General features: G+C 57.8%; 20 protein-coding genes and 1 pseudogene. 15 read left to right on the top strand and 6 right to left on the bottom strand.

The window, feature by feature from the left end:
• From H597_RS36170 to H597_RS35900, 5 genes and pseudogenes are all read left to right on the top strand, one after another.
• On the top strand, positions 1-181 hold a 181-nt coding region (locus tag H597_RS36170), incomplete at its 5' end, for a transposase (RefSeq protein ID WP_035374017.1).
• A 360-nt stretch (positions 182-541) separates the two neighbouring features.
• Positions 542-1,012, top strand: a complete 471-nt coding sequence (locus tag H597_RS34085; RefSeq protein ID WP_083941063.1) for an SUKH-3 domain-containing protein — start codon at positions 542-544, stop codon at positions 1,010-1,012.
• Positions 1,013-1,382: 370 nt separating this feature from the next.
• Positions 1,383-1,754 carry a hypothetical protein gene (locus tag H597_RS34810; RefSeq protein ID WP_154668077.1) on the top strand — a complete coding sequence of 124 codons (372 nt, stop codon included), beginning with the start codon at positions 1,383-1,385 and terminating at the stop codon, positions 1,752-1,754.
• Between the two features lie 189 nt (positions 1,755-1,943).
• Positions 1,944-2,075, top strand: a pseudogene (locus tag H597_RS35895) (hypothetical protein); the annotation flags it as partial.
• A gap of 86 nt (positions 2,076-2,161) precedes the next feature.
• Complete coding sequence (locus tag H597_RS35900) at positions 2,162-2,380, top strand: IS66 family transposase zinc-finger binding domain-containing protein (protein WP_229632157.1); 219 nt, start codon at positions 2,162-2,164, stop codon at positions 2,378-2,380.
• A gap of 44 nt (positions 2,381-2,424) precedes the next feature.
• Here H597_RS35900 and H597_RS0112190 read toward each other — a convergent pair whose 3' ends face one another.
• Together H597_RS0112190 and asd are read right to left on the bottom strand one after the other, a co-directional pair.
• Positions 2,425-3,012: a hypothetical protein gene (locus H597_RS0112190; RefSeq protein ID WP_028102398.1), complete on the bottom strand. Its 588-nt coding sequence runs from the start codon at positions 3,010-3,012 to the stop codon at positions 2,425-2,427.
• A gap of 970 nt (positions 3,013-3,982) precedes the next feature.
• Positions 3,983-4,834, bottom strand: a complete 852-nt coding sequence (asd, locus tag H597_RS0112195) for an archaetidylserine decarboxylase (protein WP_028102399.1) — start codon at positions 4,832-4,834, stop codon at positions 3,983-3,985.
• Positions 4,835-4,927: 93 nt separating this feature from the next.
• Between asd and H597_RS0112200 the strand changes: the two genes are divergently transcribed.
• The 4 genes from H597_RS0112200 (at position 4,928) to H597_RS0112215 (ending at position 9,077) form a co-directional block, all read left to right on the top strand.
• Positions 4,928-7,066, top strand: a complete 2,139-nt coding sequence (locus H597_RS0112200; RefSeq protein WP_028102400.1) for a TonB-dependent receptor plug domain-containing protein — start codon at positions 4,928-4,930, stop codon at positions 7,064-7,066.
• A 268-nt stretch (positions 7,067-7,334) separates the two neighbouring features.
• Positions 7,335-7,553 (top strand): H-NS histone family protein, encoded by a 219-nt coding sequence (locus H597_RS0112205; RefSeq protein ID WP_229632158.1) that lies wholly within the window; start codon positions 7,335-7,337, stop codon positions 7,551-7,553.
• 208 nt (positions 7,554-7,761) lie between these two features.
• Positions 7,762-8,376, top strand: a complete 615-nt coding sequence (locus H597_RS0112210) for an LON peptidase substrate-binding domain-containing protein (protein ID WP_028102402.1) — start codon at positions 7,762-7,764, stop codon at positions 8,374-8,376.
• Positions 8,377-8,426: 50 nt separating this feature from the next.
• A complete protein-coding gene (locus H597_RS0112215) occupies positions 8,427-9,077 on the top strand; it encodes an FMN-binding negative transcriptional regulator (protein WP_028102403.1) in 651 nt (216 codons plus the stop codon).
• Here H597_RS0112215 and H597_RS0112220 read toward each other — a convergent pair.
• Positions 9,064-10,017 carry a DMT family transporter gene (locus H597_RS0112220; protein ID WP_028102404.1) on the bottom strand — a complete coding sequence of 318 codons (954 nt, stop codon included), beginning with the start codon at positions 10,015-10,017 and terminating at the stop codon, positions 9,064-9,066. The two genes, H597_RS0112215 and H597_RS0112220, sit on opposite strands and share 14 nt — an antisense overlap.
• 61 nt (positions 10,018-10,078) lie before the next feature.
• Between H597_RS0112220 and H597_RS0112225 the strand changes: the two genes are divergently transcribed.
• The gene (locus H597_RS0112225; protein WP_035374022.1) at positions 10,079-11,410 is read left to right on the top strand and encodes an erythromycin esterase family protein; all 1,332 of its coding nucleotides are present in this window, start codon (positions 10,079-10,081) and stop codon (positions 11,408-11,410) included.
• Here the strand turns inward: H597_RS0112225 and H597_RS30645 are convergent.
• From H597_RS30645 to H597_RS0112240, 3 genes are all read right to left on the bottom strand, one after another.
• The gene (locus H597_RS30645; RefSeq protein ID WP_051293729.1) at positions 11,357-11,665 is read right to left on the bottom strand and encodes a DUF1294 domain-containing protein; all 309 of its coding nucleotides are present in this window, start codon (positions 11,663-11,665) and stop codon (positions 11,357-11,359) included. The genes H597_RS0112225 and H597_RS30645 overlap by 54 nt on opposite strands.
• Positions 11,665-12,684, bottom strand: a complete 1,020-nt coding sequence (gene trpS, locus H597_RS0112235) for a tryptophan--tRNA ligase (protein WP_028102406.1) — start codon at positions 12,682-12,684, stop codon at positions 11,665-11,667. Before trpS ends, H597_RS30645 begins: the two co-directional genes overlap by 1 nt.
• A 281-nt stretch (positions 12,685-12,965) precedes the next feature.
• A complete protein-coding gene (locus H597_RS0112240; protein WP_028102407.1) occupies positions 12,966-13,340 on the bottom strand; it encodes a YXWGXW repeat-containing protein in 375 nt (124 codons plus the stop codon).
• 133 nt (positions 13,341-13,473) lie between these two features.
• Between H597_RS0112240 and H597_RS0112245 the strand changes: the two genes are divergently transcribed.
• From H597_RS0112245 to H597_RS0112270, 5 genes are all read left to right on the top strand, one after another.
• Complete coding sequence (locus H597_RS0112245; protein ID WP_028102408.1) at positions 13,474-15,360, top strand: CocE/NonD family hydrolase; 1,887 nt, start codon at positions 13,474-13,476, stop codon at positions 15,358-15,360.
• Between the two features lie 30 nt (positions 15,361-15,390).
• Positions 15,391-15,951, top strand: a complete 561-nt coding sequence (locus H597_RS0112250; protein WP_028102409.1) for a DUF4337 domain-containing protein — start codon at positions 15,391-15,393, stop codon at positions 15,949-15,951.
• 216 nt (positions 15,952-16,167) lie between these two features.
• Positions 16,168-16,752, top strand: a complete 585-nt coding sequence (locus H597_RS0112255; RefSeq protein WP_161630603.1) for a PH domain-containing protein — start codon at positions 16,168-16,170, stop codon at positions 16,750-16,752.
• A gap of 460 nt (positions 16,753-17,212) precedes the next feature.
• A complete protein-coding gene (locus tag H597_RS0112265) occupies positions 17,213-18,391 on the top strand; it encodes a hypothetical protein (protein ID WP_028102411.1) in 1,179 nt (392 codons plus the stop codon).
• 212 nt (positions 18,392-18,603) lie between these two features.
• The gene (locus H597_RS0112270; protein ID WP_028102412.1) at positions 18,604-20,130 is read left to right on the top strand and encodes an FAD-dependent monooxygenase; all 1,527 of its coding nucleotides are present in this window, start codon (positions 18,604-18,606) and stop codon (positions 20,128-20,130) included.
• Positions 20,131-20,194: the final 64 nt, after the last annotated feature.

A 20,194-nucleotide genomic window follows, 5' to 3' on the forward strand; every position in this document is an offset into this window, starting at 1 on the left:
CCGCATCGCCAAACCACGCGCCCGCGTCGAGCATGTTTTCGCTAGCCTGGCGCAACTCGGCGGAAAGACGCTACGCTCCATCGGCTTGGCGCGCGCTACGCTGAATTTGAACTGGAAAGTGGCTGCCTACAACTTGCGCCGCCTTTCCTATCTCCGGGAGGCAAACGCCGTGGCGTTCTAACGCCCGAAGTCCGCCCACATCACTGAAAACGGTGGTGACGGACGGGAAATAGCACCGAGCTGGGAGCGAGCACGGGGGATTTTCCCACTTACGCCACCTTTTGCACGGCACCCAAGTCCGAATTGTCGGTTAATCGAGGGTCCCCTGAGTTAGCGGCGCGGATGCCAGCGGCAAGTCTTGAGAGATGGCGGATAGAAAATTGCGCGGAATTCAATTCATTAAATAATGCGCTTCACGCGGGTGCCGAGTATGGGGCAATTGAATTGCATACGGTCATCACTAAAACGGGGCAGGCGTTCACCCGCTGTCAAAACTGCAAAATCACTACTCACGGCACGAACGTAACAAGCGACCATTGACATGAAATTTCAAAAGACAACGATTGATTTTTTAAAGAGTATGGGTTGGTCAGAGGACCGTCGCGTTGATGCATGCATTTTTATAACATCGCTCATTGATGACGGCTATGAACCTTTCCCTATGGCGGTATCATTCTTGGAAAATTTTGGCGGCTTGGATGGTTCCATGCCGGCATATCGAGTAAAGGGCGAGTTGGAGAGAATTCATTTCAATCCGAAAGAAGCAATTGATGAGATATACCGCGAAAAAGTTGTTACATACGAAGCTCGTATTGGTGAGCGCTTGGTCGTCGTCGGAAGCGCCAATAATGGTCATTTGACTTTGGTTCTTTCTCCCCAAGGTCGCATGTTTGGGGCGAATGATGACTACCTTTGCTTACTTGGTAACAGTGTGGAAGAAGGGATAACCGCTCTATTTGAAAATGTCGATGCTGAAGAAGTGCCGCAGGGGCAAATGGGGCAAATAGATTAGGACCGGATCGACTGTTGGCGTGCTGGAAGATGGAGCCTTTGCGCAAGTACCCGCAAAATCCCCCCGCCGCTCTCACCACGCGCCCGCCCGAAAGACGAGAGTAAACGCGATTTGGCGGAAGTTTACAAGGCCAGTGCGTAAGTCATTGAACGTAAACGACTTTCGGAGATGTGTATGAAGCTATGGGGTTAACCCGTCAAGTCAAAGATAGACAGGACCCATCGGTAAATCCGAGTGGTAAAGTATGCATAGGTCTTGCGTGCGGCAAGGACGGATTCTCGATTCACGCGAAGAGGTCTGTTGAGAAGGCTGGAGGCCTTGCACCGCATAAGATGCAGGATGTAATTGACGTGATCGCTGATTAAATTTTATGAATGATGTATTCTATTTTCCCGCTTCGGATATTTTTTTGCCTAAAGTAAGCAAAGTACTTGGTGAGGAATTTCCCTATAAGCTCTACTTGATACCTAAACAAGATGCTCTGCAAATAGACTTGAACGATTCAACGCGTTTTCAGGTACAGGAGATGGATATTGATAACGATTTCGGTGATCCAAAGGATTTGGCCGTGATTTCTAGAATTAATGCAAGACGCTGTTTGTGTTTTTCGTATCACAACGCAAACTTGCCCGAATTGAAGGACGTTTTGAACACTCTTCTGCAACGTTTTGGCGGCTGGGTGGGAAGTGATGCAGAGGCTTTTGCGCCGCTCTATTCTTTAGAAAATATTGATTCAATGTAGATTTAATGTTGATTGCCTGCCTGCCCCGTCCAAACGTCCAGAAAGGATAGGGTGGTTGTCGGGGGGGGGGCGCGGCTTGCCGAGAAGGATGTCCAGTTGCAGGCCTTGCAGGTTCAACAAAGCGAAATGCAGGCGGCGGGGAAGTGCAAGGATGTGAAGATCCAGGCGCAGACGCTGGAACTGGCGCACATGAAGTGGATCAAATTCGGCAAGGCCAGCGAAGCATACAGCGGCGAGCAGCTGGAGTTGTTTAGCGAGGCTCTGGCCAGCGACCTGGCCGTACTCGAGGCGGATCTGGAGGAACTGCAGGGCAAGCGCGAGTCCAAGCCGCGTAGCCGCGCCGGTCGACAGCCATTGCCGGCCGAATTGCCACGCATTGAGCATTGCCACGAACCAGCGTCCTGCCAATGCGAGGCCTGCGGCCGCGACCTGGTAAAGTCGGCGAGGACCTTCGCGAGCAGCTCGATGTGGAACCCGTTCGCTTCGTCGTGCACTGCCATATCCGCGCGCAATTGCGCTGCATTGGCTGGCCAGCGTATTGGAACGTCTCCCGACGTGCCCTAACAGCCAGATCGATTCGTTGCTGCCTTTTACGAACTCTACGCAGTCCTGAGCTGATTACATAGGTGGGAGGGCTGGCCGCTTATTTAGGACGAGGGAATGGCTGTAGTTAAGCGCGGCGTTTGCGTACCAGGGCCAGAGTGGCGAGGGCGGCGGCAAACAGAAGCGGCGTAGCCGGTTCCGTTACAGTGCCTGGCTCGCTGTCCTTTGGCGTAACGTTGATGTCATCGACCAAGAACAGGTCATGGCTGGAGAAACTCAGCATGTCAATACTGCCGAAATCAAGTGCGATGGCCTCCCATGTATCACCAAAGGTGAAATTGACCGTTTGAACTGCGATGCCATTCCGGTAGCCTTCGATCACAACCTCCCCCGCAGCGCCAAGCCAACCATGAATCCACAAGTTTTCGACCGACATCAAACCGCCGCCGATCCGGAACATCTCCATGCTGCTGCCGATATCGGTGTTGTTAAGGGCTGCGTACATACCACTGTGCCCACCGTTGGTCGCTTCGCTGAACGGGCTGCCAGGCGAAACGTCGACCACGTATGAATTGTCGTTGAACTGATAGCCTTCGGTGCTGAAGCCAGGTTGGCTGACATCTCCGGGCACACCAACGTTCTCAAGCGTGAGGACGGATGCATGCGCGCATGTGGTTGAAAGGAGAAAGGCGGCAGCCAGGGTCTTGAACTTCATGATATTTTGCTACGGAGGTTAAATGAACGGCAATCAACCTATCATTTTAACAGCAACTTAAGTGAACTTGTGGAAATAAATATTGCACTTGGGTAAATATTGTCTGGGCGACAGCACTGACCGTATAGCGTTTTCTGCTATCGGATTAACTCCTCGATGATGTAGAGTCGCCAGAGGATTTGGCTACTTCGCAATCACATATATTTAGGCTCGGACCCGCCATCTACGCGTGCCGTCACCTCCAGTGGATGGTTTATAGGGGCGGGGAGATGCGTCAATTCATCGAGGGTTAAGAGGAAAGAGGCGTCCCTCGCACCAGAAGTCCATTCGGCTTTTGGAGTTCAGGCAAATGAGCCCAGGATGAATTTCCTGCTGTGTAAATAGCCTGCTTGGATCATCGATCCCGTGCCCTCAAAAGTCCTTCGAGTTGCAAGGACCAATACATAACGGTCAAGCAACAGCTTGGGCAGCAAGCGCCAATCTGTCGTAGCTAAAAGCCGCGATCGCGCGAACATGTGGCATCGTGAGCTGCATCGACTGCTGTTTGCACCAAATGTGGCGAGAGGCATTCGTGGATGAAAAGGCGAAAGCTCATTTACTGTCGGCCGGGATGACCTCGCAGCTGATTCGTTGCCAGTGAAGGTTCAGTTCGCCGAGATTACGGTTTGGATGCCGTTCATGGAAGCGGACATAATTTGTTTCCGCAGCGATCAGATTTTCGGAGACAGGAGGGGAAAGGTCTTCGATTTGCTTAGTTGGCAGACCAGTGTCAGGGGAGCCATGGGTGGCATCAATTGGAAGCTCGTTCCACGAAATACGGATTGCTCACCAAGAACGTCGTCAGATTCCGTAATTGCCAGGAGGGCCACCGCCGCACTAGCTTTGCAACGGCGATCGATAAGGCCTCCTTTGGCCTGCTTGGACCATCGGGAGGCTTTTTGAGTTTGCGGCGCGTCAAGCGCCATAAGGCTTACTTCAGATTGGCCATCAGCTCGCCCAGGCGGACTGGGCCAGCAGGCTGCCACTGGTCGTTGAAGTGCAGGGTGTCTTTCGGGAACAGCATGACGACGGTGGAGCCGAGCAGGAAGCGGCCCATTTCCTCGCCCTTTTTGAACACGTACTCATTCTTTTTGTAGGTCCACTCGGTCACGGCTGGCAGGCGCGGTGGGTTGACCAGGCCATGCCATACGGTGGCCATGCTGCCGACAATCGTGGCGCCAACCAGCACCATCACGAACGGGCCGAAAGACGTGTCGAACTCGCAGACGACGCGCTCATTGCGTGCGAACAGGCCGGGTACGCCGCGTGCGGTGGTCGGATTGACGGAGAACAGTTCGCCCGGCACATAGATCATGCGCTTCAGCGTGGCCGCGCATGGCATGTGGATGCGGTGGTAGTCGCGCGGGCTCAGGTACAGGTTGGCGAAGCTGCCGTGTTCGAATTTCTTGGCGAGGGTGTCGTCGCCGCCAACCAGTGCCGTGGTGGAGAACTTGTGGCCCTTGGCCTGGAAGATCTGGTCGCCCTCAATCGCGCCGAACTGGGAAATGCGGCCGTCGACCGGGCAGACGAAATCGGCTTTGGCCAGCGGGCGGGCGCCTGGCTTCAGTGCGCGGGTGAAGAACTCGTTGAAGCTTTGGTAGCTGGCGATGTCGGAATTCGCCGCTTCGTCCATATTGACGTCGTATTTGCCGACAAACCAGCGGATCAGGCGGGTCGTCATTTCCCCGCCTTTGGCGCCTGCCACACGGCCGGCGAAGTTGGTCAGGGCTCCTTTAGGGAGCAGGTATTGCGGCAGTACGGCAAGTCGGGACACGGTGGGCATTCCAAAATTTTTAAGATCCCGAATTATATCCTTGCTACCGTTCGCGCCATAGAGTACAGTCGCGGCCAAGCATTATTTACTATTTTTGCAATAATGATCCGCCTGACTCTCGTCGCAGCTGCCATTCTCTCCGCCACGCAAGCCATGGCCGAGGAAAAGAAAGAAGAACCTGTCCAGAAAGTCGAAATCAAGGGGGCGGCGCAAGCTTATAACCCGCGCAAGGACGATACGGCCAGCAAGATCATCGTCAGCAGCGAGGAGCTGAAGCGCTACGGCGACGCCTCGATCGGCGATGCGCTGAAGCGTGTTCCTGGTGTGACGGTTGGCGCAGGCGGGCGCGATATCCGCATGCGGGGGCTCGGCAGCGGTTATACCCAGATCCTGCTGAATGGCGAGCGTGTGCCGGCGGGCTTTAATATCGAGACCCTGGCACCCGACAGCATCGAGCGCATCGAGGTAATCCGCGCCGCCAGCGCGGAATTCAGTACGCAATCGATCGCCGGCACCATCAATATCGTATTGAAAAAGGCAGTGCAGACGGCGCAGCGCGAAGTGAATTTCGGCGTCACCCATAGCCGCGAAGCGAATAACCCGAGGGGCAACCTGATCCTGTCCGATAAGGACGGCAATTTCTCCTACTCGGTCAACGTGGGTGGTGGCCGCTATTTTTTCGAGCGTGATTCATTCACCGACGACGAGCTGATCGACCTGACGGGGCAGCCTCGGATGGCGCGCCGTTACCTGGTGCATGACCATGGGTATGCGCGCGGCATCGAGCTGTCGCCGCGTCTGAACTGGACCCTGGAAAACGGCGATACAGTGACGTCCCAGTCGTTCATCAACAAGAACACCTTCGTCAGTAACAGCGATCGCGCATACCGGGTCGCGGTCGGGGACGCGCCATTCTATGACAGCGATCGTCTCGAGAGTGCGAACAGAAACCTGTTTGGGCGCTCGGACCTGAACTGGGTCCACAAGTTTGGCGAAGGCGCCAAGCTGGATGCCAAGATTGGCGGGAAGCGCATGCGCTCGAAATCCCAATGGTTCGAAACCGATGCCCATGCTGGCGAAGCCGCCTTGCAGCACAATGTGTTCAGCGGAATACGTGAATGGGGCGTGAGCAGTACGGGCAAATATTCCTCGCCGATCGGCTCCGACCATTCCCTGGCGGCGGGCTGGGAGGCGGGCTACACCAGCCGTGACGATTGGCGCAACCAACGCGACTTGTTCAGTGTCAGCGGTGTGCGGAGCGACAAGGACGAGGGATATCTTGCCTCCGTGAGGAATCTTGCCGCGTATGTGCAGGATGAATGGAGCATCAGCAAAGCATGGTCTGTCTACGGCGGCTTGCGTTGGGAAGGGCTGTTGACCCGGAGCTCCGGCGCCGGCTTCGATCCGGTCAACAATCGCAGTGCGGTGTGGAGCCCGCTGATGCAGACCCTGTACAAACTCCCTAACGGGAAGGACCAGCTGCGCGCGGCGCTGACCCGCACCTACAAGGCGCCGCAGGCCAGCGTCCTGTCCGGCCGCCGCTTCACGTCCACCAACAATAGCCAGACCGACACGGACTTTGTCGGCAACCCGGGACTGAAACCGGAGCTTGCCACTGGCATCGATACCTCGTACGAGCACTATTGGAATGAAGGCGCGATGTTCAGCGTGGCCGCCGCATCGCGGCGCATTAACAATTTCACGCGCCGCAATACCTTCCTCGACAGCGGTGGCCGCTGGGTGACGACCACGATGAACAATGGCCGTGCCGACGTGCGCAGCCTGGACGTGGAATTGAAGTTCCCGATGAAGGCAGTGATGGACAATGCGCCGGCACTTGACGTGCGCACCAGCGTAAGCCGCAACTGGTCGCGCGTCGAATCGGTGCCGGGCCCGGATAACACGCTGGACCAGCAAGTACCGCTGAGTGCCACTTTCGGCCTCGATTACAAAACGCCGGACGGCAAATGGAGTATGGGGGGCAGCTTTAATTACCGGGGTAATGGTTTAGTGCGTATGGATGTGAACCGATATAGCTGGGCGACCCCGGCGCGCCAGATGGACGCTTATATCGCATGGAAGGTGGATGGCAAAACCACGGTACGCTTCTCTGGCTGGAATTTACTGAAACAGGATTACCGCGCCAGGACCACGTTCATTAGGGATAACGGCCAACTGGCGTCCGAGTCGACCAGTACGGGCGTGTGCAATATTCGCTTGCAGGTGGAGAGCCGCTTCTGAGAGTAAATAGGCGGCGCCGCCTACTAATTAATTCACGATCAAATAAAACGCGCCACATGTCAAATGTGTGGCGCTTTTTTTTTAATATGGTTAAATTATGTAGATAAAATCGCCGCAACTATGATACATTGCGGCTTGGAAATATCACACATTGTCACTTCTTTGATTTTTCATACACTTAGGGTAAAGAAAGATGACCACTTATCAAGAGTACCAAGCAAAAATTGCAGAACTGCAGAACCTGGCCGCTGATGCGCGTAAGGCTGAAATGCAAAAAGCAAAAGAACAGATTTGGTCCATCATGCGCGAATTCGACTTGTCGCCGGCAGACCTGGGCCCAGCAGCCAAGAGCAATAAGCCAGTCAAGCCACGCGCCCGTGTGCCGATGAAATACCAGGATCCGGTGTCGGGTTCCCAATGGACTGGCCGCGGCCGTGCACCGAAATGGCTGGAAGGCAAGAAGAAGGAAGACTTCCTGATTAAATAAGCCGATCACGGCGCGAGAGGGGCGGATTAATATCCGCCCCTTTTCATTTATACGTAAAAAATATGTCGAGTGTTCCATTCCGCCTTAGCCGGCGGCTCTCTTCTTTAGCTATAACGTTTCCGCACTGGCGGTGCAGTCTTTTTGCCCGTCCAAGTGCGAAGTCGCCATGAAAGGCGTCGTTGTCGATCGAAACGTGCGATGATGAAGTATGTCCGCAATCCCCATCTTCCCCTTACATACGGTGCTGTATCCGGATGGGTACCTGCCGTTGCAGATCTTCGAGGTGCGCTACCTCGATATGGTGAAGCGCTGCATCGAGCATCAGGAGGATTTCGGCGTTGTCGCCCTGGTGCAGGGTGACGAAGTGCGCAAGCCGGAACAGCATGAAACCCTGTGCGCGGTGGGCACCATGGCGCATATCGGCGAGTGGAAGGCCGTGATTCCGGGCTTGATGCAGGTGCGCTGCACCGGGCGCCAGCGCTTTCGTATCGTCTCCGCCGAACAGCTGAAACACGGCTTGTGGGTGGCCGACGTTGCGCTGATCGAAGACGATTTGACGGTACCGATTCCCACCGACCAGCAGGACGTCGCCGACAGCCTGGGCGTCCTGATCCAGACCTTGCAGGAGCGCGGCATTCCGTCCGTGCAGATGCCGATGCAGGCGCCCTACAGGCTACAGGATGCAGGCTGGGTGGCCAACCGCTGGTGCGAGTTGCTGCGCCTGCCCCTGGCACAGAAGCAGCTGCTGCTGGCACAGGAAAATCCGGTGCTGCGCCTAGAGCTGGTGCAGGATGTCATGGTCGAACATGGCCTGCTGAATTAGGACATCGCTGGCTCTATGCCCTTGCCCGGGCTCCGGGCTAGACTGGGCGCATGTACCTTCCTACCGCATTTGCTGAAGACCGATTAGAGGTCAAACATGGGCTGATCCGGGCGTATCCGCTCGGGATGCTGATCATCCAGGGCGCCGAGCCTACTGCAGACCTGGTGCCATTCTCGCTTCACCCGGACGAGGGAGAAGCGGGGCTTGGCGTCCTGAGGGCCCATCTCGCGCGCGGCAATCCGGCCTGGCGGGCATTGGCCGCTGGCGATGCCGCATGCCTGGTGGTGTTCCAGGGGCCCGAGTCCTATGTCAGCCCATCCTGGTATCCCAGCAAGGAAATCTCGCACAAGGTTGTGCCGACCTGGAACTACGCCATGGTGCAGGTGCGCGGCAAGGCGCGCGTCATCGAGGACGCGGCATGGCTGCAGCGCCAATTGCGCGGCATGACTGCACATCATGAGGCGGGCCTGTCGCGGTCCTGGGAAGTGGACGATGCGCCGGTCGAGTTCATCGACGGGCTGCTGCGGGCCATCGTCGGAATCGAGATTCCGATCGACTCCATCGCCGGCAAATGGAAAGTGAGCCAGAACCGCAGCGATGCCGATATGGCGGGCGTTGCGGCGGGCTTGCGCAAGGAAGGCGGCGGCGCAGGCGCGGGCCCGATGGCGGGGCTGGTAGCCGAAAGGATTAAGCCGGGCTGAGTTCCTCGTCCTGGGCGTGCACGTGCATCGACCATGTCACGCCCGCGATCAGCAGCACGATGGCGGCGATTTCCAGCGGGCGCGGGAACTGCTGTTTGTAGATAAAGCCGTAGGCCAGCGCGAACAGGGTCTCGAACAGGATTAACTGGCCGGACAGGGTAATCGGCACGCGCCGGCTGGCGATATTCCATAGATGGTTGCCGATCACCGACGCGCCCAGGGCCAGCAGGCTGTTACAGATCCAGAACAGCGTCCAGTCGCGTCCGGACGCGGCTCCGGCGGCACCCGTCACATCGCCATGGAATATGGCAAACGCAATCCCACCCACCAGCAAGGCAATCAAGCCGGACGAAAGGCCATACAGCGCCGACCATTCGGCGCTGCTGTAGTGCGGGTTGCGCTTCAGATAGCGCGCGTTATCGAGGGTGTACCAGCTCCAGCAAAGCAGGGCGCCGGTGGCGCAAACCACGCCGATCACGGTGTTGGTCATCGAAGCGCCCGCCGCCGCGGCATGTTGGAATACGTCGACATTGATGCAGGCGATGCCGGCCGCCGTCACCAGCAAGGGCATGGCCAGCTGGCGCAGCGGCATGGCGCCGTGGTCGTTGCGGCCCATCAGCGTGACGGCAATCGGCAGCACGCCAATGATCAGGGAGGTAGGCGCCACGCCCGCCAGCTTCACGCCCAAAGCCAGGAACATGTAGTAGACGATATTGCCGGCCAGGGCGTGCCTAAGCAGCGCGAAGTAGTCGCTGCGTTCAAGGCGGTCCAGCAGGTTGCGCAGGCGCGGCAGCATCAGCACGAAGGCGATCGCGCCGTAGGCGACGTAGCGGCCGACCGCCATCTCCAGCGGCGAAAAGGCCGACAACAGCTCCGGCACGATGAATACCATGCCCCACATCGCGCCTGCCAGCAGGCCGCATACCACGCCAGTCCACATGCAATATTTCCCCATTTAAACCTGCGACAGTTTCGCACAGCTTGCGATATCTTGCTGAATCATGGACAAGACGCTGACCGCCGCGCTGCAGCGCGAAGCGCGGCCACTGGAAACTGCGGAGGACTTCGACTTCCTGCTGAACTGCATCGGCGATGCGTCGCTGGTCTTGCTGGGCGAAGCCACCCATGGCAGCCGCGAGTTCTACCGCCTGCGCGCCGACATCAGCAAGCGGCTGATCGTCGACAAGGGCTTCGACGCCATCGCGGTCGAAGCCGACTGGCCCGACGCGCTGCGCGTCAGCCGCTATGTGCAGCACAGCGGCGACGACATGACTGCCGAGCAGGCGCTGACCGGATTCAAGCGCTTCCCGCAATGGATGTGGCGCAACCATGAAATCGTCGACCTGGTGAACTGGCTGCGCGTGCACAACCACCGTGTCGCGAGCCCGGCGCGCCGCTGCGGCTTCTACGGCCTGGACTTGTACAGCCTGCAGCAGTCGATGCATGCGGTGATCGCATACCTTGACCGGGCCGATCCTGAAGCGGCTGCCCGCGCGCGTGAACGCTACGCCTGCATCGACCACTTTGCGGAGGACCCGCAACGCTACGGCTACGCCACCCGCTTCGGCATGAAGCCGGATTGCGAGGTGGAGGTGCTGCGCCAGCTGGTCGACATGAGCCGCCTGGCCAACGAGCACCTGCGCACCGGCATGGTGCCGGACGAGTTCTTCTACGCCCAGCAGAATGCGCGCGTCACCCGCAATGCGGAGGTGTATTACCGTGCCATGTTCCAGGGGCGCGACGAGTCATGGAATGTGCGCGATTCGCATATGGCGGAAACGCTGCAGTCCTTGCGCGAACATCTCGGCCAAAGCATCGGGCGGCCGGCACGCATTGTCGTGTGGGCGCACAATTCGCACCTGGGCGATGCCCGGGCGACGGAAATGGCTGCACTCGGCCAATTGAACCTGGGCCAACTGGTGCGTGAACGCTACCGGCCGCACGACAGCTTCCTGCTGGGTTTTACGACGCACACGGGAACCGTCACGGCGGCCAGCGCGTGGGATGGCCCGGCGGAGTTGAAGCATATCGTGCCATCGCGGACCGATAGCGTCGAGCATCTGCTGCACGGAGTGGGAATGCCGTCTTTCCTGCTGCGCCTGCGCGGGCAGGATACTGCGCTGGCGCGCGCCGACGGGCGTTTGCTGGAAAGGGCGATTGGGGTGATTTACCGGCCCGATTCCGAGCGTATGAGCCATTATTTCTATGCGGATGCCGAGCGCCAGTTCGATGCATTGGTCCATGTGGACCGCACGACGGCGCTCGCGCCGTTGGAACGCTCAGCCCTGTGGCACTTGAATGAACCCGCCGAGACTTATCCATCCGGCCTGTAGCGCCATGAGCGCCGCGATATTCAGCGCCACGGTGAGCCAGAACTTGACGAGGAAGGGCACTTTGGACGACTTGTGGCGCAACAGCTGTTGCGCCGCCAGGCCGCCGGGCCAGCCGCAGGCCAGGCCAAGCAGGAGCAGGGTACGCTCAGGAGTGCGGCGGCGGCCTCCGCGGGCTGCCGATTTGTCGATCGCGTAGGCGATGAAGCAGGCTACGCTGGCCACGGCATACAGCGCGGCCAGCGCGATTGCCATCATCAGAAGTAGCTCAGGCCCAGGGCGGCCTTGACTTCATCGGTGGTGCGGGCTGCCACTTCGCGCGCACGCATGGTGCCTTCCTTCAGCACCTGCATGACATAGCCCTTGTCCTTGGCCAGTTCTTCGCGGCGGGCGCGGATCGGGGCCAGCATGTCCTGCAGCACGGCTTCCAGGCGCTTCTTGACGACGGAGTCGCCCAGGCCGCCGCGCACGTAGTGGTCCTTCATTTCCTGCACGCCGGCTTTGTCGGTGTCGAAGGCGTCCAGGTAGATGAAGGCGACGTTGCCTTCCAAGTGGCCTGGATCGGAGACTTTCAGGTGCAGCGGGTCGGTGTAGACCATCTTCACGGCGGCCTTGATCTCGTCGGCGCTGGCACCCAGGTTGATCACATTGCCCAGCGACTTGGACATTTTCGCCTTGCCGTCGATGCCTGGCAGACGGCCCACTTCAGGCACCACAGCCTTGCACTCGACCAGGATTTCCTTGTTCACCAGGCGGTTGAACTTGCGCACGATCTCGTTGGTCTGCTCGATCATCGGGATCTGGTCTTCACCGACCGGCACGATGGACGCCTTGAAAGCCGAAATATCGGCTGCCTGCGAGGCAGGGTAGGTCAGGAAGCCGGCCGGAATGTCGCGCTCGAAGCCGCGCAGGACGATTTCCTGCTTCACGGTCGGGTTGCGCTCCAGGCGGGCCACGGTGACCATGTTCAGGTAATAGAAGGTCAGCTCGGCCAGCTCCGGGATCTGGGACTGGATCAGGATGGTCGATTTGGCCGGATCGATACCGCAAGCCATATAGTCCAGCGCCACTTCCACCACATTACGGTGCACCTTGTTGGTGTCGTCCATATTGTCGGTCAGCGCCTGCGAGTCGGCCAGCATGATGAACTGGTTATAGTCGTCCTGGTAGGAGACACGGTTGCGCAAGCTGCCGACGAAGTGGCCGAGATGCAGCGGGCCGGTCGGGCGGTCGCCGGTCAGGATAATCGGTTTGGCAGGGGATGCGGGCTGGCTCATAGGGTTCCTTCTGCTTGCCCCTATCGATTGCGCCATGAAAAACGCCACCTGATAGAGGCGGCGTTGATATTAAAATCACATCACTTTTCAGTGGCCGCGCATTGTCAGCGGCGCCACCATTTGCGGGAGAATGGATGTGATTGGATACATTTCATCCCGCCATGGTTACAGTTCAGCCGTCCGATGTCAAGATGTCCCTCCTGGGGGCAGGAAGAAAAGTGGACATTCCGCCAAGAATGTCCACTTTTCTTCCTGACCCCAGCTGGGACAGTTCCGCTAAATCAATAGCGATTAGGGTTGTTGGGGTGCTCGTCCAGGCGGTTGGGGACGCCGTCGTGGTCGCGGTCGCCGCGTTCCCAGCGGCCGCGTTCCATGCGCCAGCGGCCATTGTCCATCTGGGCCCAGGCCGGTTCGCGCCAGTGGTAGCCGTGGCGGGCGCGGATATATTGGCCGTTCACCCAGATGTGGCGATGGCCGTTCCAGCGCCAGTAGCCGGGCGCCCAGACGAAACCGTGCCGTGCTGGCGGAATGACTTCTTCACGGGCCGGAGGTGGGGCGGTTCGGATGACGACAACGTCCGCTAGGGCCGCTGGTGCAATGGCCAAGCCGCCACCCAGGGACCCTGCCAACAGGGTGGCAATGATCAGTTTTTTCATGATGGACTCCTTCGATATCATGGCAGGAGTTATTGTTGCTGAGGCCGCCGCGGCCGTATGTGCGGGGACTCGCTTACGTATATTCATTTGTTTTCTAGTAATATTGCGCAACTTTCTGCCCATCGGAGTAACCATGCGTCGTTATCTCACCCTGATTCCTTTCCTGCTGGCGACCCAGGCCGGCGCGCAAACCTCGCCGATGGCGCCCGATATCGTGTCCGGTTTCGAGGCCCCGCTGGACCAGGCGGATTATGTGAAGCGCGTGGTGATGATCCCCATGCGCGACGGCGTGCGCCTGCACACGGTGATTGTGGTGCCCAAGGGCGCGAGCAAGGCGCCGATCATCCTGACCCGCACGCCGTACAACGCGGATGGCCGCGCGCGGCGCAATGTGAGCCCGTCGATGCAGTCTTCGCTGCCGCAAGGCGATGAAGTGTTCGGCCGCGATTTCATCCGCGTGTTCCAGGACGTGCGCGGCAAGTACGGTTCGGAGGGGGAATACGTGATGACCCGCCCGGCGCGCGGCCCGCTGAATTCGGGCCAGACCGATAACGGTACCGACGCCTGGGATACCATCGATTGGCTGGTGAAGAATGTGCCCGAGACGAACGGCAAGGTGGGCATGATCGGCTCTTCGTATGAGGGCTTTACCGTGCTGATGGCGCTGACCGATCCGCATCCGGCGCTGAAAGCGGCCGTGCCCATGAGCGCGATGGTGGACGGCTGGCGCGGCGACGACTGGTTCCATAACGGCGCCTTCCGCGTGAACACGCTCGATTACATCGCCAGCCAGAATACCGCCAGGGGACGTGGCGAGCCGCTGGCGACCGGCGTCTATGACGATTATGAGTCGGTGCTGCGCGCCGGTTCCGTGGCTGAGCTGGCGCGCCGCCATGGCCTGGATAAGCTGAACTTCACCAAGAAATTGTTCGAGCATCCTGCATACGACAGCTTCTGGCAGGAGCAGGCGATGGACCGCATCCTGGCCAAGCGCCCATTGTCGGTCCCGACCATGCATGTGGTGGGACAGTGGGACCAGGAGGACATCTACGGCACCTACGCCACCTATGCGGCGTTGGAGAAGCTGGATAAGGACAATAAGCTGAACTACCTGGCCATCGGTCCATGGCGCCACAGCGGCGTGAATTACGACGGCTCGTCCCTGGGCCCGCTGTATTTCAGCGGCGACACCGCGCTGGAGTTCCGGCGCGACGTGATGGTGCCGTTCCTGAAACAGTACCTGGTGGATGGGGCAGCGGAGGCGAATACGCCACCGGTGCTGTCATACCAGTCAGGCAGCAATCGGTGGCAGCGCCTTGGCCAGTGGCCAGTATCCTGCGCAGCGGGCTGCCAATCGGCGGCGAAGCCGGTGTATCTGCAGGGTGGCTTCAAGCTGTCGTTCGCCAAGCCGGCGGGCGGCGCATCATATGACGAATATGTGGCCGATCCGGCCAAGCCGGTGCCGTTCGTGCCGCGTCCCGTGCGCATGGGCGACGAGAATGTCTGGAAGCCGTGGCTGGTGAGCGACCAGCGCTTTGTCAGCGACCGCACCGATGTGCTGAGCTATGTTTCTGAGCCACTGAAGGAGCCGTTGGTGCTGACAGGTGCCCCCGTGGTGCATTTGAACGCGTCGACATCAGGCAGCGATGCGGACTGGGTGGTGAAAGTGATCGACGTCTATCCGGATGAAGTGCCGTCGCAGCCGAAACTGGGCGGCTACCAGCTGCCGCTGTCGATGGACATCCTGCGTGGGCGTTATCGCGACAGCTTTGAGAAGCCGTCGGCAATTCCGTCGAATAAGCCGGTGCAGTACAACTTCTCGCTGCCGCCAGTGAACCATGTAGTGCTGCCGGGGCATCGCTTGATGATTCAAGTGCAGTCAAGCTGGTTCCCACTGTACGACCGCAATCCGCAGACCTACGTGCCGAATATCTTCCTGGCGGCGCCGGGCGATTACAAGAAAGCGACACAGCGCGTGTTCCATGGCAGTTCTATCGACTTGCCTGTCGTCGAGAAGTAAAGAATTTCCAATCAAAACAAACGAATTAGTATGGACGAGAAAGACGATAACAATCCCCTCAGTATGCGCGTGGCGGTGGTCGTGGCCATCCTCGCAACCTTCATGGGGATCTGCAAGGTCAAGGACGACAACATCAACCAGGCCATGCAGCAGGCGCAGGCCAACAAGGTCGATCACTGGTCCTTCTACCAGGCACGCAATATTCGCGAGGAAGTCGCCAATGCGACGATTGTGCAGCTCAAGCTGGCCAAGGCGGGGCGCCCTGCGAGCGAGCAGTCTTCATATGATGAGGCGATTGACAGCTACATCAAGCTGGCGGCCGACCAGAAGCGCAAGAAGGAAGAACTCAAGGCGCAGGCCGAACAGGACGACAAGACTTACGATGCGCTGAACTTCAAGGACGACCAGTTCGACCTGTCCGATGCGATGCTGGCGATCGCCATCGCCTTGTTCGCGATCACGGCGCTCACCAAGCAGCGCTGGCTGTTCATGCTGTCGATGGTACCTACTGGGTTCGGAGTCTTTATGGGCTTGTGCGGCTTGCTGGGGTTGTCATTCCATCCGACTGCGCTGGTCGCGATGCTGTCGTGAGCAATGCTATGCGGGTATTTTTCGACGATGAACGTGCGACACCCGAAGGTTGGGTGAGGGGCTATTGCAGCCAGGGATAAGATGGTCGCTGGAATGCAGTCTATCGAACGCATGGTAATGAAAAGATGATCTTCGCGTAGCCAAATACCGGGAGCGTGGTTGGCGGCTCTTTCGACTGCGTTAATGTTGATTCAACGGCACGCATGGGAGAATAAAATGAAACAGGACATGTGGATACAGCTGGTGAAATGGGTTTTGTGGGGATTGACGATGGCCGTCATGATCGGTTGGGTTGCCAAGTCACGTCTACGTAAACGCCCCGAGTCGGAACGCAATTTACTGCGCCACCCTGTCAGCACCCTCGTGATCGGCATTGTTGGCGTTGCGTTCTTTTTCGGAATCGTCATCGGCTCAAACACTGTCTGGAAAAATCAGACAAGCACTATCTGGACGACAGTGATGTTCATCGCATTTGGACTGCTGCCGGCCCCGTTGATTGCCGACTACTTGTTTGCCCGTCATCGCGTGTCCGATACCGGCATTGAATACGGACGCATGCTGGGGCAGCGGGGCAGCCTGAATTGGCTGGACGTGCGAAAACTCAGGTATGCACCGGTGCTCAAGTGGTTTGAATTGGATGGGCCCTCGGGGGAGAAGGTTCGTGTCTCCGCCATGCTGCTTGGACTTCCTGAATTCGCGCATTTCGTCCTGCTACATGTGCCGGGCCAGGCGATTGACGAGAAGACGCTTGCCATTCTCCGCGAAACCGAGCAAGGGAGACCGCCGAGTGTTTGGAAGTAAGCGAACTGCACGTAAAGAGATATCCGTATCAAGTATGCATCAATATAAAAATTCTCGATTTCAAGCGGCGGTTTCATTCGTATGGGCCGCCATCTTTTGCTCAGGGCTATTGATCATTCTTCACAGCGAGGGCGCCTTGTTCTCCGAACTGCTCTCCCCCGATTCGCCGGCAAGGGCGGGATTGATATGGATCTGCGCAGTGATCGCCCAGGCCATCGGCCTATCGGCTTTCCTGTTTTCCTCGATCCCATTGTCGCGGCGCGGCCGTCGCTTCTTGCTTCTCCTATGTTTGGTCGTGGCAGCCGTGTCTCTCAAGCTTGCGCAGGTGATCTTGCTTGTTTGGGCAATTCCGCTTTGGTATGTATTCAGGTTTTATCGTGACGAGACAGTGTAGTCCAGGCATGGCGTTTTCCCAGCCCGCACTCATTCGCGCGGGCCGCTCTGCTCAGAAGACTTAAAAATGGAAAAGAAGTCTGTATATACGGCCTACCGCGCCTTGCAGGAGGAGTTTGCTCAATCTGTAGGCTACCCGGGAAAACGGGAAATTCCCGAAGCATTGGTGCGGAAGCTTGCTGATTTAGTCAACGGTTACCCCGACGATAGTATGACGAGCTACTTTGCTTCGTCGCTGATTGACCAATTTTACCGAAAGAGAACGACTGAACGGTCGTTACGGCTCTTTGGTTTGTTGAATTCGTTCTTAATCAATAAAGCCCCCTTCATTGACTTGATTGAGCGATGCACAGGCCGAAGGCCAAATCCCGTCCACGTCGAGAATTACGATATTTCAGTCATCTGGTTTGCCATTAACGATATTGAGGATGGCTATGGGAAAGCAAATTGCATCAACAGGTACGCACATTTGTTTACCGCTGAAGTTGCCCAGCTGGCGTATCAAGCTAGTCTGGGCATGCCTGAACCGTACAAAACGCGAGCGCTCGCTAGCCTCTATCCATTTATGGGGATGAAGCAACAGGAGGAGATTTTCAACGAAATCGTCCAAGAGTTCTTCGATGGGGCAATGGAGGCGAGCTATCAGCTTAAGTTGATGTTCCGCTACTTGAAAAAGGAGTCCCAAACCGCGGTGGTTAACGCCCATCTCGACTTGCCGGATGTTTCGGATACAGAGATAACTAATCTAGTCGTCCGCAATGCGGCATACCTTGAGCACGACGATGCGGTCAGGCTCGCGGCTCGCGCCAGGAAATTCAAGTCGGGTTACCTAAGGAATCGTTGCCTGCTCAAACTTGCTCCTCATTTGCAGGAAGGTGAGATCGAAAGTCTGTATGAGCAGTTTATGGTCGACTTCAACACTTTGCCTGCGAGCTTGGAGCTGCTGCATAACCTGTATCACTTTAGCGCCGTGCGAAAAGACATGGATGTGAACGGGGTAATCAGTCAGGCCTTGAAAATGATCGCTGCCCTTGACGACTCCCAGAATGAATACTTCGACCAGCAGAAATTTGGCCAAATGATGTTCATCATGCCCCACTTGACAGACCAGCACAGGGAACAGGCATTCAACATTGCGAACACTGTCTTGCGCGGTTACAAGAAGACTCTTCTGGCAAGGCTGAAAGCTCATTTCATAAGTCCCAGAAGGACTCGTGATGACATGCATGCCCACATACGTTATTGACCGCATTTTTCAACTGATGCTATAGTCCGCCTGTCGGAAAAGGCAGACTTGGTTTGGTAAGCCCAAGTCCTTTCGGTAACGAAAGCTCTGGTCTTTGGCTCATAGCCGGATCTCCACGACGAATATTTGACGCCTTCTGGCGTTCAATTGTTCGTCCGTGAGGGTTCTGGTCTTGAGAACGCTTCGGTCGAACATCGACTATGGAGCTAGACATGCATACACCTCGTACCAATTCCCATGACGTCCTGATCGCCGGCGCCGGCCCGGTGGGACTGTTTCTCGCCTGTGAGCTGCGGCTTGCCGGTTGTTCCGTGCTTATCCTTGAACAGGCACAGAATCCCAATACTCCGTTGAAGGAGCTTCCGTTCGGACTTCGGGGCCTTTCCGTACCGACCATTGAAAGCCTTGATCGCCGCGATTTGCTGCGCCCGCTCCAGGAACGCGCCGCAAGCCGCAACACGTCTGCGGCAGCACACTGGATGCAACAGCAACGCCGCCCGGCGGGTCATTTCGCGGGTATCCAATTTTTCCACGACCAGATCGACAGCACGCAGTGGCCATACCGCCTGCCTACGCCGATCAGCAACGTCGCAGCGGATATGGCAAGCATCGAAGCTGTACTGGCGGCCCGTGCGGTGAAACTGGGCGTGAAGATCCTGCGCGGATACGGCGTTGAAGACTTGAAGCAATCGGAGAGCGGCGTCACCGTCTTCGCAGCAGGCGAAGAGTTCAGGGGACAGTGGCTGGTCGGTTGCGATGGCGGGCGCAGTGCGGTGCGTAAGCTGGCGGGGATTGCATTCACGGGTACCGATCCCGAGTTCACCGGCTATTCGGCCCAGGTGAAGCTGGCGGATGGATGTACGCTCAAACCCGGCCGCCATTACACTGCGACCGGGATGTATAACTATGCGGAACCGGGCACAATAGGGATGGTCGATTTTGATGGCGGCGCCTTTCACCGCCGCGATCCGATTACGCGAGAACATATCGAAACGGTGCTGCGCAAAATTTCCGGTACAGACGTCAGGGTGTCCGCGCTGGAACTCGCCACGACCTGGACCGACCGCGCATTTCAGGCGAAAGAGTACCGAAAGGGGCTGGTGCTTCTGGCCGGCGACGCAGCGCACGTCCATTCTCCGCTGGGCGGCCAGGGGCTGAATCTTGGCCTTGGCGATGCCATGAACCTGGGCTGGAAGCTTGCGGCAACGATACGTGGAGATGCCCCGGCGAATCTGCTCGATAGCTACGAACGCGAACGGCATCCGGTCGGTGCGCAGGTTCTCGATTGGTCGCGTGCGCAGGTGGCGTTGATGCGGCCAGACCGGAGTTCTCGTGCGCTTGAGGCGATCATTCGCGACCTTATTCAGACAGACGATGGCGCCACTTATTTCGCGGGGCGCGTCTGGGGAGTCGAAGTTCGCTACGATCTCGGGGGCGTTCATCCACTGGTGGGCCGCAGCGCCCCGGATTTCGAATTGGCCGACGGGAGCAGGCTGAATCAACACCTGCGGAACGGTGATGGATTATTTCTCGACTTCGATGGGAGCTTTAGGTCGTTCGCTGCTTGCTGGGAGGAGCGTATCCGTTATGTCGCAAGCGACGCGAAGAATCGGCTTGGATTGAGCGCATTGTTGATTCGACCCGACGGGATCGTTGCTTGGGCCTTCGACGGCAGTGGCAGCGACTCGGAGGTGGTTGACCGCGCATCGACCTGGTTTGGCAATCCTGATTGCCTTTGAATGCGTCCCAGAAAAAATCGATCGCGAATATACTGTTGGCATATCAAAGGCAAAGAAGCCAAAG

This window comes from Pseudoduganella violaceinigra DSM 15887, assembly GCF_000425385.1.
In the GTDB taxonomy this organism is placed as follows: Bacteria; Pseudomonadota; Gammaproteobacteria; order Burkholderiales; family Burkholderiaceae_D; genus Rugamonas; species Rugamonas violaceinigra.